The following is a 16,250-nucleotide window of genomic DNA, read 5'->3' as shown; positions in this document are numbered from 1 at the left end:
TGTTCGGCCTGCGCTGCCCCGCTCTGCGCATTGGCCCCGCTTGCTGTCGCTCGTGTCGACACGGACCCTCGCAACCTTTCGTGTCACCGCCTCGAACGGCTGTTGAACCCAGGGATTGACCACTCCTGACCGAAGAGGCCCTCGGATGGGATCGGATCGGACCATGCGGCCCGCCGGATCAGGAAGCGGTGGGAGTTTGGGGAAGATGGGAAGACTGTCCGCCGGACTCGCCTGGGAGGAGAGGCGCCGCCCACCTAACAGGATTCTTAGGTGCGCGTGCGGTGGATAGCGTACCAATGGGCGAGAAGGACTCGCTTCGACCGTTTGATGGCCTTCGGCGGGATCATCCACGCGCATCCGGACCCATCCTGCCCCGTACGTCGACATTTTGACCAACTTCCCAGGTCATCCGTGCTGTCCGAAAACCCCCATTCAGGCCTGGTAACTATTTGGACACGCACCCAGCCTCCCCATCACGACCGACCCGACATGACATCGTGACATGACGTATATGCAGGTCCGGGGAGGAACTGATGATGCGCACCCCGTCGCGCCCATCTCCGCGCACGGTCAGTACCGGCTTCCGAACCGAGCGTTCCCGCGACATCCGACGCGACTTTTCGGTCAACACCGCTCTCGCATGGGGGACGGCTCTCCTCCTCGTCCTGTCCTCCGCCGCGTCGGGCGCGGCCCACGCGACATCCGACTCCCCGGAGGAGGCCGAACTCGGCGACGTGCGCGTGGAGCTGGCGGTCCTGCGCGCCGAGCTGGAGGACCTGCGCGGCACCGCCGTGGAGCGGATCGCGGACTACCGGCACGAGGCCGAGCACCTGGCCGAGGTCTCCGCCCGCCGGAAGGCGGCCGACGAACGGGCCGCCACCGCCCGGGCCCGGCGGAAGGACTCACGCCTGGCCGCCGCGCGCCATGCCGCCACCGCTTACAAGGGCGGGGCACCGCACCCGGCGGCGGCCTGGTTCGGTGGGCCGGAGGAGCTGCTCGAACGCGGGGCCTACCTGACACTGCTCGCCGGGCACCGCACCGCCGAGCTCGACCGGGCCGAGGCCGCGCGCGTGGCGGCGGGCACCCTCGCCGACCTGGCCAGGGGAGCCGAGGAGGAGCAGTCCGAGGCCGCCGAGGCGGCGGCCGCCGCCCGCGAGCGCGCCGAAGCCGCGGTCAGCACCCAGGAGGAGCGGTTCGAGGAGCTGCTGGACGAGCGGAGCCGGCTGGAGACGCTGCTCGCCGAACGCCGCGCGACGCGGGGGACCGAAGCCGCTTCGGAGGAGGCTGAGGAGGCGGAAAGGGCCGATGGGGCGGAAGGGGACCATGTGGCTGACACCGGCCACGCGGTGACCGCTCCGGCCGCGCACACCTTGGCGTGCGCGAGCGGTGACGGCGGCGGTCACACCAACGGCCGCCTCCCCGATTCCGCACTCTGCCCGCTCCCCCAGGCGGGCGAGCGGCTGCGGCCGGACGCGGCGGTGGCGTTCGTCGGGCTCGACGCCGCCTACCGGGAGCGGTTCGGCAGTCCGCTGTGCGTGGCCGACTCCTACCGCCCGTACCACGAGCAGGTGCTGCTGTTCCAGCAGATGCTGCCCGGTATGGCCGCCCACCCCGGCACCAGCCAGCACGGTCTGGGCCTGGCCGTGGACCTGTGCGGCGGCGTACACGAACTCGGCAGCCCCGAACACGCCTGGATGCTCTCCCACGCGCCCACGCACGGCTGGGTCAACCCTCACTGGGCGCGCAACGGCTTCGAGCCCTGGCACTGGGAGTTCACCGGGTGAGACCCCGGCCGGCGTCCCCGACCAGAGTCAGACCAGTGAGCCCACCCGGACCTCGAACCCGCCCAGGACACCGGGGTACACGTTCAGCTCGTCGTCGGGTTCCAGGGGCCCGGTGTCCAGACACAGCAGGGCGCGCACCCGGCCGGTTCCGGAGGTGAACCACGCATCCCACGGCGCGACCCCTCCGCGGCCCCTCTCCTCCTCGCCGACGGAGGCGGAGAACTCCTCCACCGTCTCGCCCTCGCCGTCCACGAACTCGTCCCGTGTGACCAGGTCCGGGCCGAGGGTCAGTTGGAGGGGCGTCCCGGCCCCGTCGAGCCACAGGCAGGCCGTGGTGAAGGCCGTCGCGGCCCCCTCCGAGCCCGAGACGGCGGCCAGGCCGACCCACGCCCTCAGGGCGCCGGACACCACACCGTCGTCCACGCCGCGGACCAGGTCAGGGGCGACCTCGACCTCGGTGCCGCCGAAGCGCGCCCGGACGGGGTCGTCGGGAACCAGCGGGGCGCACATCCGGGCCTCGGGCTCGACGATGATCTCCACGGGGTCGTCCACGGCGCGGGCGTACGCCTCCGCCATCGCCTCCGGCCCCGCGTCCAGCAGGGCTGCCAGGTCGTCGGTCATGGGACAGCCGAGAACGTCACCGTCCTCCAGAGCGCCGAGACGGGCACCGCCTCCGCTCGGCGACAGGTAGGTCACCCAGTCCAACGTCGATCCTCCTCATCAGGGCGAGACCGTTCTTCGGGCCCTCCGCCTCGCCTCGCCCGCCATCGCCCGCAGAGGCGCCACAGGCGACGCGTGGGCACCACCCCCGACGAGCGCCCGCGGGCACGGTACTCGCCTTCGGCGCCCCGGCGGCGCCCGAACGGCGAACCCGTGGGCACCCGCTCCGAGAAACAGAACCCGAGCCCGTCTACACAACGGCGACCGGGCTGTGTTCCTTACCTGTTCCGGCGCATCCCCGGCATGGTTCCTCCACCCGTCGCCACACGATGACGCCGTTGCCGTCCCGGTGCGGTTGCTCCGGCCGCCACCACCCCGTCCCCGAACAGAAGCGGCAGTCGACACCGCTCCGCTCGCACCAGCCGCATGAGGTTATCGCGCACCGGGTGTGTGTCGGTTCCCGCGTCGGGTCCATGCGCTCCCACCGTCTCCCCGCGAAATCGCGACCAGCCTCGCACAGCGGCGGGGCACGCGTCCACCCGTGATAGCGGCGAATGGGCGGGTCAGAGCGGGTCCGGGCAGGTGTCCGGGGGCCTGTGGGCGGTGGCCCGGAAGGCTCAGGCCGAGTCGCGTACCACCAGCTCGGTGTCCAGGACGATCGACTCGGCCTCGCCGGTACGGGGGATCACGACGTCGGCCAACAACCGGGCCATCTCCTGGCCCATGCGCACCGTGGGCTGGCGCACGGTGGTCAGCGGCGGTTCGCAGTGCTGGGCCACGAGTGTGTCGTCGAAGCCGACCACGGCGACGTCCTCGGGAACGCGCAGTCCGCGCTCTCGCAGCACGCGCAGGGCTCCGACGGCCATCAGGTCGGAGGCGGCGAACACCGCGTCGAAGTCTCCGGCGGTCTCCAACAGGCGCTCCATCGCCCGCGCTCCGCCGTCGACGCTGAAGTCCCCGGCGGTCACGAGCCGTTCGTCGACGCCGAGTCCGGCCTCCTCCATCACCTGCCGGTATCCGGCCAGGCGATCCACACCCGCCGCCATGTCCTGGGGGCCGGCGATGGTGGCGATCCGCCGCCTGCCGATGTCGAGCAGGTGTCGCACCGCGGACCGGGCGCCGCCCGCGTTGTCCACGTCGACGAAGACACCGCCGGTCCGGTCGGCGGCGTGCGGCTGGCCGCCGTGCACCACGGGCACGCCCGCCTCCTCCAACCGGCGCGGAAGGGGGTCGTCCCGGTGCAGGGAGACCAGCAGCGCTCCATCCACGTGGGAACCGCTGAGGTAGTCGCCGATCTTCTTGTGCTCGCCCTCGGTCCGGGCGGTGGTGAGCAGCAACTGGAGGTCGCGCTCGTGCAGGACGGAGCTGACGCCGCGGATGACGTCGGCGAAGTAGGGATCGGTGAACAGTCGGTCGCGGTGCTCGGAGACCACCAACGCGACGGTGTCGGTGCGCCGGGTGACCAGGGTGCGCGCGGCCTGGTTGGGGCTGTACCCCAGTTCCGCGATCGCGTTGTGCACGGCCTCGCGGGTACGCGGGCTCACCTGGGGCGATCCGTTGATCACCCGCGAGACGGTGCCGCGGCCGACACCGGCGCGCTCCGCCACCATCTCCAGGGTCGGACGCCGCCGACCGCCACCGCTTCTGGCCACTTCGCTGCTCCCTCTGGGATCGAGTCGTCGCATCCGCCCCCGCCGCGACGGAGCGCGCACGGGGGCGGTGGGCGCGGCACGCGGTCCGCGCGGACCGCGTCACCGGGTCGGTACGCGGCCCTCCCGTGCCAGCCGCGCGTACCACAGGCCGCTGTCCTTGACCAGGCGTTCCTGGGTGGCGTAGTCGACGCGCACGAGTCCGAACCTGCGGGAGTATCCCCACGCCCACTCGAAATTATCCAGCAGGGACCAGGCGAAGTATCCGCGCAGGGGCACGCCCGAGCGTACGGCCTCCAGGGCCGCGCGCACGTGGCCCTCGTAGTAGTCGACGCGGTCGGTGTCGTGGATCCGTCCGTCGTCGGTGACGGCGTCGTCGTAGGCGCACCCGTTCTCGGTGACGTACAGGTCGATCCCGCCGCTGTCGGCGGCCAGGCGACGGAGGACGTCGTACAGGCCGGTGGGGTCGACCTCCCACCCCATGTGGGTGACCGGCAGGCCCTGGGAGACGTGCACCTCGTCGGGGGTGGCCCCGACCCACGCTCCGCCCTGGCCGCTGACGGTGTCCGGGTCCAGTCCCTTGGGGGAGGCGGCGACCCACTCCGGCATGTAGTAGTTGACGCCGAGGAAGTCGAGCGGGGCAGCGACGGCCGCCAGGTCACCGTCGGCGACGAAGGAGAAGTCGGTGATGTCGGCCAGGTCCGCGACCACGTCGGCCGGGTAGGCGCCCCGGAACAAGGGGTCGGTGAAGACGCGGTTGCGCACGCCGTCGGCCCGGCGGGCGGCGCGCACGTCCTCGGCGGTGGCGCCGTGGGGGCGGATCACCGCCTGGTTGTGGGCGAGGCCGACCCGGACCCGGTGACCGGTCGAGCGCAGGACCTCGGTGGCCAGACCGTGGCCCAACAGCAGGTGGTGGGCGGAGGTGAGCGCGGCGACGGCGTCGCGCTGGCCGGGGGCGTGCTCACCGATGTGGTGGCCGAGGAAGGACGCGCACCAGGGTTCGTTGAGCGTCATCCAGTTCTCGACACGGTCACCGAGCGCGTCGGCGACGACCCGTGCGTAGTCGGCGAAGCGCAGCGCCGTGTCGCGGTTCGGCCAGCCGCCCGCGTCCTGGAGCCGCTGGGGCAGGTCCCAGTGGTAGAGGGTGGCCCACGGCTGGATCCCGGCCTCCAGCAGCGCGTCCACGAGGCGGTCGTAGAAGTCGAGCCCCGCCTGGTTCACCTGGCCCGAACCCTCGGGCAGGACACGCGGCCAGGCGACGGAGAAGCGGTAGGCGCCGAGGTTGAGGCGGCGCATGAGGGCGATGTCCTCGGGATAGCGGCGGTAGTGGTCGACGGCCGGCTCACCGGTGTCGCCGCCCAGGACGTTGCCGGGGGTGGCGCAGAAGGTGTCCCAGATGCTGGGTCCGCGACCATCGGCGGTGGTGGCGCCCTCGATCTGGAACGAGGCGGTGGCGGCCCCCCACAGGAAGCCTTCGGGGAACTGTTCGTGGTCGGTCACGATGTCGGCACACACCTTCCGTGATGGGATGCATGGGAGCGCTCCCATAACCGAAGCAGAACGTCCGCTCGGCTGTCAACGAACGCTCGGGACGGCGAGACACAACCGTTACGGCCTCCCGCCGGTGCCCCGACCGTGTCCCGGGTGGCGCGCGCCGCCCGGGACACGGCGGCCCTCACTCGGTCTCCTCGACCCCCAGCGGGATGACGACGCCCTCCCAGCGCCGCTCCATGAACGCGCGGGTCTCCTCGCTGTGCAGGAGCTCGTCCAGGCGGAGCAGGTCGGGGTCGCCGGCGTCCTCGGTGCGCGCGACCAGGCCGTTGGCGTAGGGATTGCCCTCGGTGGCCTCCCAGGCGAGCACGTTCGCCGTCGTCGGGAGGTCGGCCTCCAGGGCGTAGTTGCCGTTGACCACCGCGGCGTCCAGGTCGGGCAGCGACCTGGGCAGCTGCGCCGCCTCCACCGGGATCAGCTCGACCCGCGACTCCGCCGTCTCCACGTCGTCGAGCGTCGGTGTCGGACCGACGTCGTCGGACAGGGCGATCACCCCCTCCGAGGCGAGCAGGTCCAACGCCCGCCCCATGTTGGAGGCGTCGTTGGGCAGACCGATCCGCGCCCCCTCCGGCAGGGCCTCCAGATCGGAGACCTCCTGGGAGTAGATCCCGAACGCCTCCAGGTGCACGTCCGACAGGTAGCTCAGGCCGACCTCCGGGTTGCCCGCCAGATACTCCTCCAGGAACGGCAACGTCTGGTAGTAGTTGGCGTCCAGCTCGCCCTCGGCCAGTGCCGCGTTGGGCTGGTTGTAGTCGGTGAAGACGACCACGTCCAGGGCCAACCCCGCGTCGGCCGCGAGCTCCTCGTCCACGAACTCCAGGATCTCGGCGTGCGGCACGGGTGTCGCGCCGACCGTCAGCGTGGTCAGCCCCTCCCCCGTGCCCCCGCCCTCCTCCTCGGCGCGTTCGCTTGGACTCCCGCAGGCGGCGAGCAGCGCCACCGCCACCCCCGCGACCACGCTCACGCGCGCCTTCGCGCTCCCCGACATCACAGTCTCCCTTCCCGATGGGACTCGGACACCTCGCTGAGGGGAGAGGGGGACGCTGGGGGCGGGGGACGGGAGCGGTCGTCAGCGCCGTGAGAGGCGGCGGACGACCAGGTCCCCCAGGCTCTGGACCGCCTGCACGATGACGATGAGCAGGATGACCGTCGCCCACAGGTAGTGGTCGTTGAAACGCTGGTAACCCTCACGGATGGCCAGGTCGCCCAGTCCCCCGCCGCCGATCGCACCGGCCATCGCGGAGTAGGAGATGAGGGTGACCACGGTCATCACCAGTCCGGCGATCAGCCCCGGCAGCGCCTCGGGCAGCAACACCTTGCCCACGATGGTGAGCTTGCGGGTGCCCATGGCGTGCGCGGCCTCGACCACCTCCCGGTCCACCTCGCGTACCGCGGTCTCGACCAGACGCGCGAAGAAGGGGATCGCGCCGATGCTGAGCGGGACGATCGCGGCGGTGGGGCCAAGGGTCGTACCGACGAGGAAGCGGGTCAGGGAGAGCACCGCGACCATCAGGACGATGAACGGCAGGGAGCGGCCGATATTGACGATCGCGCCGAGCACGGCGCGCACGGCCGGTGCGGGGGTGAGGCCACCGCGGTCGGTGGCCACCAGCAGCACGCCCAAGGGCAGACCGAACAGGACGCTGAAGACGGTCGCCCACCACACCATGTAGACGGTGTCCATGGTGGCCAGCCACAGGTTCGGCCACATCTGGGGCCAGTCCCGGACGAAGGCGACCAGGGCGTTCCACGCCCCCGTCGGTTCGGTGGTCGAGGCGAGGGACAGGGCGGAGTCGATCACTTTCCGGCCTCCTCGACCAGCAGACCGCGTTCGGACAGGAAGGTCAGCGCCTCAGCGCGGCGGGCGCCGCGCACGTCGACGCTCAGGCGGCCCACGGACTGGCCCGCGACGCGCTCCACGCCGCCGCCGCGGATGTTGGCGTCCACGTCGAAACGTCGGGTCAGCTCCGACATCAGCGGCTCGTCGAAGGAGCGCGGGTAGGTGACGACGACGGTGTCGGGGCCGCCGCCCTCCGGGATGGGGAACAGGGAGCGCGCCAGGAGGGAGCCCGGGGTTCCGATGAGGTCGAGGACGCGACCGGACTCGCGGAACTCGCCGTTCTCCATGATGGCCGCGGAATCGCAGATCCGCTTGATCACGTCCATCTCATGGGTGATCAGGAGGATCGTCAGCCCCAATTCGTCGCGCAGGCGGCCGAGCAGGGCGAGGATGGACTCGGTGGTGGCCGGGTCCAGGGCCGAGGTCGCCTCATCGCTGAGCAGGACCTTGGGCGCCGAGGCCAGCGCGCGGGCGATGCCCACGCGCTGCTTCTGCCCGCCGGAGAGTTGGGAGGGGTAGGCCCGCGCCTTGTCACCGAGCCCGACCAGCTCCAGGAGCTCCCCGACACGGGCCCGGCGGCGGGCGCGGTCCACGCCCGCGACCTCCAGCGGGAAGCCGACGTTGCCCGCGACCGTGCGCGAGGACAGCAGGGCGAAGTGCTGGTGGACCATGCCGATCCCACGGCGGGCGGCCCTCAGGCGGGCGCCACGCAGCGCGGTCAGCTCCTGGTCGTCGACCGTGACCGTTCCTGCGTCGGGGCGTTCCAGGAGGTTCACCGATCGCAGCAGGGTGCTCTTGCCCGCACCACTCTGCCCGACGACCCCGTAGATCTCCCCGGGTTCGACACGCAGGTCGACGCCATTGAGGGCTCTCACCCGGTGCTTGTTCAACCGGTAGGCCTTGTGCAGGCCCACTGCGTCAATCACGGTCTTCCCATCGACGTCTCAGCGGTGGTGTCTCGGCGCTCGTGGGGATCGCCCAGGGCGGGACTCAACGCGGGTTCGACGCCCGCGTCCGAGCGTACGGAGGGCCCGGGGGCCGCGTGGAAGCGACGCGCCGGAGCGCGCGGGAGCCGTCGCCGCACCAACTCAACCACGTACGAACGGGTCCGATCAGCGATTTTAATGTCCGTGATCAGGTTATTTTGACCACATCGCGTATTTTGGAATGTGGTGGCTTGACCCCGTCTTTTCCGAATCCGCACGGTCGGGCCTACACTCATGACGATTCCGTGACTCTCGCTCCAGCCGTTCCACGTGTGCGAGAGCCCGGCCCGAGCGGTCCCCACACCCGTTCCGGGACACACGAGCAGCAGTGCCCGACGCTCCCGACCACGGGGAACGTACGGGTTCGAGGAGCGATCACACCGTGCAGCCCGACGATCCGATCCGCGGGGGCGGCGCCTCCCGCGCGTCCGGGGACGACCCGTTCGCCGACTTCTGGGCACCGGACCCCCGCGCGTGGACATGGCACGACGTCCTGGCCCACCTTGTGCCCCGTGCCGCCGGGCCTGGCCCCGTCGGCCGCCCCGCCCGCGCCACGGCGGGCGCCCTGGCCGTCGCCCTGGCCGCCCTCCTGGTGGCCGTGCCCCAGAGCGCCGGAGCGACCATCGCGCCGCGCGAGCCCGAGGACATGGACAGCCTGCGCGCCCGCGCCGAGTCGCTCACCGAGGAGTTCCAGGGTGAGCTGCGGGACATGGAAGCGGTCATGGACGAGGCCGAGGACGCCGAGGCCCGCGCCGAGACCTCGCGCGAGGAGGTGGAGGCCGCACGCGCGGAGGTGCGGTCGCTGGCAGTGGCCACCTACACCGCCAACGGGATCGACCCCTCGATGTCGCTCTTCGTCGACTCCGACCCGGACGAGATCATCGACCGCGCGGTGCTCATCGACTATCTGTCCTCCACCCACGATGACCTCATCGACCAGCTGGAACAGGCGATGGAGCGCGACGAGGCCGCGCAGGCCACCGCGCAGGAGGAGTTGGCTCAGGTCGAGGCGGACCTGGACGAGCTGGAGGAGCGCCGGCGCGAGGTTCAGCGCATGATCGCCGACCACCCCAACCAGCCGATGGAGCCGCCGGACAACATCACCCCGCGTACGCGCCAGATGCGCGACGAGATCATCTCCCGGTTCGGTCGGGGCAGCGACGTCGGCGGGGTGGGCTGCTACCGGGCGGTCGGCGGCTGGGTGGTCGGCGAGCACCCCAAGGGCCGGGCCTGCGACTTCATGGTCGACGGCAACGGACAGATGCCGTCGGAGGACCAGGTCCAGCGCGGGTACGAGATCGCCGAGTGGGCGAAGGAGAACGCCGAGGACTTCGGGATCATGTACATCATCTACCGGCAGGAGATCTGGGACATCCGGCGCGGCAACGAGGGCTGGCGCGCCATGTCCGACCGCGGCAGCGTGACCGAGAACCACTTCGACCACGTGCACATCTCGATGTTCTGAGGCGCCGCGTCCCCGCCCACCACCCGGTCGGCGGGGCCCTCGACCGCGAGGGGACGCACGGAGTCCGGCTCGAACCACACCGCCTGTCGGAGCGTGTGCGTCATCCCGGCTCCGCGCCCCGGTGGTCGTTCGGGCCCCGGCCGGCGCCCTCCGACGGACGTGGCCGCACCGGCCCGGACATCCCCGCGCAGCGGGTGAGACCCCTCGTGCCCGAGGAGGAACTCCCCCGCGGCCAGGCGTCTTCATGGCCCGGGATCGCCCGGTGGCCGGAACCGGCCACCCGCCCGCCAGGAACCTCCGGTCCCACGTGAGCGACACGAAACGGTGACAATTCACCCACCCGACCGGTATCCCACCTGCCGCACGGGTACTCAGCGCAGCTAGGATGCAACACGTCCCGGCCCTGGCCTGTGGGGATGACGTGCCCGGCCCGACCTCGGAGCACACCCGGCACCAGGGACCTCCTCACGACACCGGGGATCCCCCGTTCCACACCGCCCGTCCTCGCCCACGGGCCGGTACGAGCGGGCGGCTCACCCCCGCGGTCCCGTGGCCGCCGCCCCGCACCACCGGTGGCCCAGCACTGCGGCGGACCCGCGAACCCAGGACGCGTTCACGCGTCACCAACACAGCACACCACCGGGCGAGGGGAGCCATGAGCGAAAACGGACCTTACAACCAGCCACCCCAGAACCCCTACGGTGGCGGGGAGCAGGGGGCCCAGCCGCCCTACGGCCAGCCCCAGCCGCCCCAGGGCGCCCCCTACGGCGACCCGGGCACCGGTGGCCAGCCCGGTTACGGCGCCGGTTACCCCGGGGGCGAGCAGCACATGTACGGAGGCGCGCAGCCGCCCTACGGCCCCGGCGGTCCCGGTGGCCCCGGCGGCCCCGGCTTCACCCCTCCCCATCCCCCCAAGAGCGGTGGCGGTAAGGCGGGCCTGTGGGTCGTCATCGTGGGCGGCGTCGTGATCGTCGTCCTGGTGATCGCCGTCCTGGTCACGCTCGTGACCAACGGATCGCCGACCCCTCCGGTCGCCGAATCGACCGAGGCCGACCAGGGCACCCGGGACACCGACGGCCCGACCGACGCGCCGGCCCCCGACACGGACGCCGCGCCCGCCGGTGAACCGCCCTACGCGGTGCCCGCCGAACCCTGCGACGCCTTCACCGAGCAGGTGCACACCGACTTCCTGCTCACCGAGGAAGGCGACAAGTCGGTCCAGGACGCCACCTCCCGGTGCTCCAGCACGCTGGCCGAGGCCCCGGAGGGCAACAACTCCGAGGACTACGCCTCCCTGCGGCTGACCTACTCCGTGCCCTACTCGGCCTCCGATTCCATCGAGCAGGCCACCGAGGACTTCGAGTCGGGCATCGAGGACGTCACCGGGGCGACCGACTACTCGTACTACATCGCCGACGCCATCGAGGAAAACCGCGAGGTCGACCTGGGCGACCAGGCGCAGTACGTCGTCACCCGCTACGACTATGTGGGCGACGAGGTGCCCCAGGCCGTCCTGCTGATCCGGACCGCCAACCTCAACATCCGCATCGAGTACCAGGTCAGTCCGTCGTTCCTCTCCGAGGGCGACACCGAGGACCTGGTCCTGCCGGACAACACCGAGGACATCATGCTCAACGCCGGGGCCGAGGCGCTCGCCCTCGTCGGCACCTGATCCCGCTCCGGACGCGTGAGGGGGCCGTGGCGCATCGCCACGGCCCCCTCACTCATGCGGCCTCACGGGCTCGGCCGGGGGCACCCCGCCTAGGTCAGGTCGGCGCGCACCCGCCTGGCCGCCTCGACCATGTTGCGCAGGGCCTGTTCGGTCTCGGCGTACCCGCGCGTCTTCAGACCGCAGTCCGGATTGACCCACAGGCCGCTCGCGTCGATGTGCGCGACCGCCAGGCGCAGCGACTCCTCGATCTCCTCCACGGAGGGCACCCGCGGCGAGTGAATGTCGTACACGCCCGGGCCGATCCCCCGCTTGTAGCCGCGGCGGCCGAGGTCCTCCACCAACTTCATCCGCGAACGCGCAGCCTCGACACTGGTGACGTCGGCGTCGAGCGCCTCGATCCCACCGACGATCAGCCCGAACTCGGAGTAGCACATGTGCGTGTGGATGGTCGTGGTCGGCGCGACCCCGGAGGTGGCCAGTCGGAACGAGCCCACAGCCCAGTCCAGATAGGACTCACGCAGCTCCTCACGCAGCGGCAGCAGCTCCCGCAGCGCCGCCTCGTCCACCTGGATGTGGCGGATCCCGGCGCGCTCCAGGTCGGCGATCTCGTCCCGCAGGGCGAGCGCGACCTGGCGAGCGGTGTCACCCAACGGCTGATCGGTACGCACGAACGACCAGGCGAGCATGGTCACCGGGCCGGTCAGCATGCCCTTGACCGGCTTCCGGGTACGCGACTGGGCGTAGGTGATCCACTCGACCGTCATCGGCTCGGGGCGCGAAACGTCCCCGTACAGGATCGGGGGACGCACGCAGCGCGAACCGTAGGACTGCACCCACCCGTTCTCAGTGGTGGCGTAGCCCCGCAGCTGCTCAGCGAAGTACTGCACCATGTCGTTGCGCTCGGGCTCGCCGTGGACGAGCACGTCCAGACCGATCTCCTCCTGGAGCGCGATCACCCGGTCGATCTCCTCGCGGAGGATCCGGTGGTACTCCTCCCGTCCCAGTTCACCCTTGCGGTGGGCGGCGCGCGCCCGCCGCAGTTCGGCGGTCTGCGGGAAGGACCCGATCGTGGTCGTGGTCAGCGGCGTGTCCGTGGGGACGCCCCGGTCCTGCGGACGCTCGGAGGCCTCCGGGCCGAGCGCGTCGAGGCGGGCGCGCACCCGGGCGTCGGTGAAGGCCGGGTCGGCGCCGTTCGCCCCCTCGGCCGCGTACTCGGCCTCGGTCCCCTCGGACAGGACACGGCCCAGCAGCGCGACCTCCTCGGCCTTCTGCTTGGCGAAGGCCAGGGCCGCGCGCAGCTCGGGGTCGAGGGAGGTCTCGGCGTCCAGGTCGATCGGCACGTGCAGCAGCGAGCAGGAGGTGCTCACCGTCAGCTCGTCGGTGAGGGCGAGCAGGGTACCGAGCGTGGCCACGGCGGAGGGGATGTCGGTCCGCCACACGTTGCGGCCCTCGACGACACCGGCGACCAGGCGTGTTGAGCCCAGGCCGGAGACCTTCACCAGGTCGTCGATGCCTTCGGCGTCGGTCACCAGGTCCAGGCCGACCGCCTCGACCGGGGAGTCCTTGAGCACGCGCAGCGCGGCGGCGCCGATGGACCCGAAGTAGGTCGAGACCAGCAGGGAGGGACGATCGGTGAGACCGCCCAGACGCTGGTAGACGCGCTCCAGGTGGTCGACGGCGGCGCGGCCCTCGTCGGTGGCCAGGATCGGCTCGTCCAGCTGCACCTCGGTGGCCCCGGCCGCCCTGAGGTCGGCCAGGAGGCGACCATAGGCGTCCAGGAGCTGGTCGAGCAGCTCGATCGGCGCCCACCCCTCGGGGGCGTCGTCGGCGGCCTTGGCCAGCAGGAGGAAGGTCAGCGGGCCGACCAGGACCGGGCGGGTGTGGTGGCCCGCCGCCGCGGCCTCACGGAACTCGGCGACCGGCTTGTCACCGACGAGGCGGGGACGGGTGCTCGGGGAGAGCTCGGGGACGAGGTAGTGGTAGTTGGTGTCGAACCACTTGGTCATCTCCAGCGGCGGCGCCCCCTGTTCGCCCCGGGCCAGAGCGAAGTAGCGGCGCAGCTCCTCGTCGCGGTCCTCCGCGGTGGACGGGGAGGCGAACCGGGAGGGCACCAGGTCGAAGAGGACCGCCGTGTCGAGCACGTGGTCGTAGTAGGAGAACGTGTTGGACGGCAGGTCGTCGACGCCCGCCTCGCGCAGCTGGACGTAGACGCCCTCGCGCAGGTCGGCGGCGACGGCGTCCAGTTCCCGGGCGCTCGTGCGGCCCTTCCAGTAGGACTCGCTGGCGCGCTTGAGTTCGCGGCGCGGGCCGATCCTCGGGTAACCGTGCACGGTGGAGCGCACGGCCGCCTTCGCGGCCGGTGACGTGGTCATGAAGCTTCTCTCCCTCGTCGAAAGCCAGGTTCCGGCCACGAGGGCATGAGGAGGGTAGGCCACGCGAGGTACGCGCCGCGGGCGCGTACCCGTCCGTCACCGCCCTCGGCCCTCCCTCGGGGCACGGGACCACCGGCGACACGGGTGCGCCGCCGGGTGGAGGCAGGTCTTCGGACTCGTGGGCACCGTCGGTGCGCGCACCGACGACCTACTGGCCGCCGCTTCCCAGATTCCGACCAAAACGACCGGATTACCAGTGCTTTTGGCGACTGTCGTTCCCACATACCGCTGCGGGGCAGTCCCGGATTCCCACCGGGTTCCCTCTCGCGACGCGAACCACACCCCGAACCGGTCAAACCCGGCCTGGAAGTGGAGCGCGTACCTTCCACGCCTGCAAGTATAGGGAGGCCCCCTCACGCCCCCGCCCCCGGCGTGGAAACCCCATTCCCGCGCGCCACCCCCATCGCGAACCCCAGCCACGTGGCGCGCGTCACACCTGACATAAAGCGTTACGTGGGACGGCCCTCCCCCGCCGCCCCGCGAACGTTCGTCTGACGATGAACGTGGAGAACCCCTGGTGAACAAACAGAGCCCACGGACCATGGCGACCCGACGCCCCCTCGTCACGGTCGTGGTTGCGATGGCGGTGCTGGCGGGGCTGGTGTTGCTCGTCACCCAATCCGGAGTACTTCCCGGCCCCGACCCCGCGGAGAACACCGCGCACGGGTCGGGGGAAGAGAGCCCCCTGCCTCCCGCCACGGGAGAACCCGACCGGCTGACGGTGGTCGACCCCTCCGACGTGGTCGACGTGGCCGAGGAGACGCTGTCCTACGACGGCGGCGTCTCCGCGGACGTGACCTATCCCTCCCTTCCCGACGCCGAACCGCTGACCGACTTCCTCGCCCGCACCCTCGACGCCGACGTGGCCGCCTTCGAGGCGGCCAACCCCGGCGCGGCGGACTACACCGCCGAGTGGGGTCTGACCGCCGCCAACGACGACCTGGTCGGCGTGCGCATGACCAGTACCGAGACCGATTCCGAGGGTTCTCGTGAGTGCCACAGCACGTACTGGTACGAGGCCGACACCGGCCTGGCCCACGGCTCCAACGAACTGATCGCGGGCCAGGACGAACTGGATCAGCTCAACGCGCTGGTCCGGGAACAGAGCCCGGACGCGGTCGACGGTCCGGCCGTCCTTCCCGTCGCCGCGCTCTACGACTCGGTCGGTTTCAACCCCGACGGCGACCTGGTCGTGGAGTTCGACACCGGGCAGATCGCCCCCGTCGGCGAGGGCCCCGTGCACGTGGTCGTCGACCGGGATGAGGCCGAGCCGCTCCTGTCGGACCTGGGCGTGCGCGCCCGTGACGCCGCGACCGTGGGTGTGGAGGACTTCTCCCTGTCGGGCCCGCCCGAAGCGGACAAGGACGGGACCACCGAGGAGCGCCCGGGCCTGATCTCCCCCGTCGACGACGCGGTGGACTGCTCCGACCCCGAGACCCGGTGCGTAGCCCTGACCTACGACGACGGGCCCGGCGGACGCACCCCTGAGCTGCTGGACACCCTCGCCGAGTACGACGCCCGCGCCACCTTCTTCGTGACCGGGGTCCCGGTCCTGGAGCACCCCCGCACGGTGCGGCGCGCCTACGCGGAGGGCCACGAGATCGCCAACCACACCCTGAGCCACCCGGACCTGTCCGCGATGGGGCAGGGCGCGGCCCGGGCCGAACTGGAGACCGTCCAGGCCCAGGTGTACCGCGAGACCGGCTACACCATGGACCTGATGCGCCCGCCCTACGGCGCCACCGACGACGGCGTCGCCTCCGTGACCGAGGACATGGGGCTCGCCCAGATCCTGTGGAGCGTGGACACCAACGACTGGAAGGACCGGAACGCCTCGGTCGTCTCCGGCCGCGCGCTGGGCGGCGCGTCGGACGGCGCGATCATCCTCATGCACGACATCCACGGCACCACCATCGACGCCTCCCACGAGATCATCCGCGAACTCGACGCCCGGGGCTACACGATGGTGACCGTCTCCCAGCTGCTCGGGACCACGACCCCGGGAGCGGCCTACCACGACGGCCAGCCCGAGGAGGACGCCGAGGACGGGTCCGAGGGCCAGGAGACCGGCGGTGACGAGGAGGAGGACGGGCCGGCCGAGGACTGACACGCCCGCCGACGGACGCGCCAGGGGGGTGACCACATGTGGCCATCGCCCCGGGCGCGTGGTCCAGGTCACCTATCTTGCTCCCGTCAGCCGCCAACCGTCCG

At 71.5% G+C, this 16,250-nt stretch carries 12 protein-coding genes and 1 riboswitch; of the genes, 4 read left to right on the top strand and 8 right to left on the bottom strand.

Annotated features, from left to right (window positions below; translation table 11 throughout):
* The first annotated feature begins 533 nt into the window (after window positions 1-533).
* Entirely contained in the window at window positions 534-1,784 is a 1,251-nt protein-coding gene (locus KIK06_RS02875; RefSeq protein WP_268641797.1) for a M15 family metallopeptidase, read from the top strand.
* 27 nt (window positions 1,785-1,811) lie between these two features.
* Here KIK06_RS02875 and KIK06_RS02870 read toward each other — a convergent pair whose 3' ends face one another.
* The 7 genes from KIK06_RS02870 to KIK06_RS02840 all read right to left on the bottom strand — a co-directional run bounded on the left by KIK06_RS02870 (window position 1,812) and on the right by KIK06_RS02840 (window position 8,398).
* A complete protein-coding gene (locus KIK06_RS02870; protein ID WP_268641796.1) occupies window positions 1,812-2,489 on the bottom strand; it encodes a hypothetical protein in 678 nt (225 codons plus the stop codon).
* 205 nt (window positions 2,490-2,694) lie between these two features.
* Window positions 2,695-2,919 (bottom strand): hypothetical protein, encoded by a 225-nt coding sequence (locus KIK06_RS02865; RefSeq protein ID WP_268641795.1) that lies wholly within the window; start codon window positions 2,917-2,919, stop codon window positions 2,695-2,697.
* A 142-nt stretch (window positions 2,920-3,061) separates the two neighbouring features.
* A complete protein-coding gene (locus tag KIK06_RS02860; RefSeq protein WP_394296856.1) occupies window positions 3,062-4,129 on the bottom strand; it encodes a LacI family DNA-binding transcriptional regulator in 1,068 nt (355 codons plus the stop codon).
* 66 nt (window positions 4,130-4,195) lie between these two features.
* Window positions 4,196-5,593 (bottom strand): GH1 family beta-glucosidase, encoded by a 1,398-nt coding sequence (locus KIK06_RS02855; protein WP_268641794.1) that lies wholly within the window; start codon window positions 5,591-5,593, stop codon window positions 4,196-4,198.
* 175 nt (window positions 5,594-5,768) lie between these two features.
* The gene (locus tag KIK06_RS02850; RefSeq protein ID WP_268641793.1) at window positions 5,769-6,632 is read right to left on the bottom strand and encodes a MetQ/NlpA family ABC transporter substrate-binding protein; all 864 of its coding nucleotides are present in this window, start codon (window positions 6,630-6,632) and stop codon (window positions 5,769-5,771) included.
* A gap of 81 nt (window positions 6,633-6,713) precedes the next feature.
* Window positions 6,714-7,355: a methionine ABC transporter permease gene (locus tag KIK06_RS02845; protein ID WP_241479641.1), complete on the bottom strand. Its 642-nt coding sequence runs from the start codon at window positions 7,353-7,355 to the stop codon at window positions 6,714-6,716.
* Between the two features lie 86 nt (window positions 7,356-7,441).
* Window positions 7,442-8,398, bottom strand: a complete 957-nt coding sequence (locus tag KIK06_RS02840) for a methionine ABC transporter ATP-binding protein (protein WP_017599656.1) — start codon at window positions 8,396-8,398, stop codon at window positions 7,442-7,444.
* Between the two features lie 454 nt (window positions 8,399-8,852).
* Between KIK06_RS02840 and KIK06_RS02835 the strand changes: the two genes are divergently transcribed.
* Window positions 8,853-9,935 carry a coiled-coil domain-containing protein gene (locus KIK06_RS02835; protein ID WP_268641792.1) on the top strand — a complete coding sequence of 361 codons (1,083 nt, stop codon included), beginning with the start codon at window positions 8,853-8,855 and terminating at the stop codon, window positions 9,933-9,935.
* Window positions 9,936-10,590: 655 nt separating this feature from the next.
* A complete protein-coding gene (locus tag KIK06_RS02830) occupies window positions 10,591-11,607 on the top strand; it encodes a DUF3558 domain-containing protein (protein WP_268641791.1) in 1,017 nt (338 codons plus the stop codon).
* Window positions 11,608-11,696: 89 nt separating this feature from the next.
* Here the strand turns inward: KIK06_RS02830 and metE are convergent, their stop codons facing one another.
* The gene (metE, locus tag KIK06_RS02825; protein ID WP_268641790.1) at window positions 11,697-13,979 is read right to left on the bottom strand and encodes a 5-methyltetrahydropteroyltriglutamate--homocysteine S-methyltransferase; all 2,283 of its coding nucleotides are present in this window, start codon (window positions 13,977-13,979) and stop codon (window positions 11,697-11,699) included.
* Window positions 13,980-14,123: 144 nt separating this feature from the next.
* Window positions 14,124-14,335: riboswitch (cobalamin riboswitch) on the bottom strand.
* A gap of 245 nt (window positions 14,336-14,580) precedes the next feature.
* Between metE and KIK06_RS02820 the strand changes: the two genes are divergently transcribed.
* Window positions 14,581-16,146: a polysaccharide deacetylase family protein gene (locus KIK06_RS02820; protein WP_268645831.1), complete on the top strand. Its 1,566-nt coding sequence runs from the start codon at window positions 14,581-14,583 to the stop codon at window positions 16,144-16,146.
* The last annotated feature ends 104 nt before the right edge of the window (window positions 16,147-16,250 follow it).

The organism is Nocardiopsis sp. EMB25 (assembly GCF_026797795.1).
Taxonomy (GTDB): Bacteria; Actinomycetota; Actinomycetes; order Streptosporangiales; family Streptosporangiaceae; genus Nocardiopsis; species Nocardiopsis lucentensis.
The sequence above is the reverse complement of the archived record's forward strand: the minus strand, read 5'-3'. Positions and strand labels throughout refer to the sequence as shown.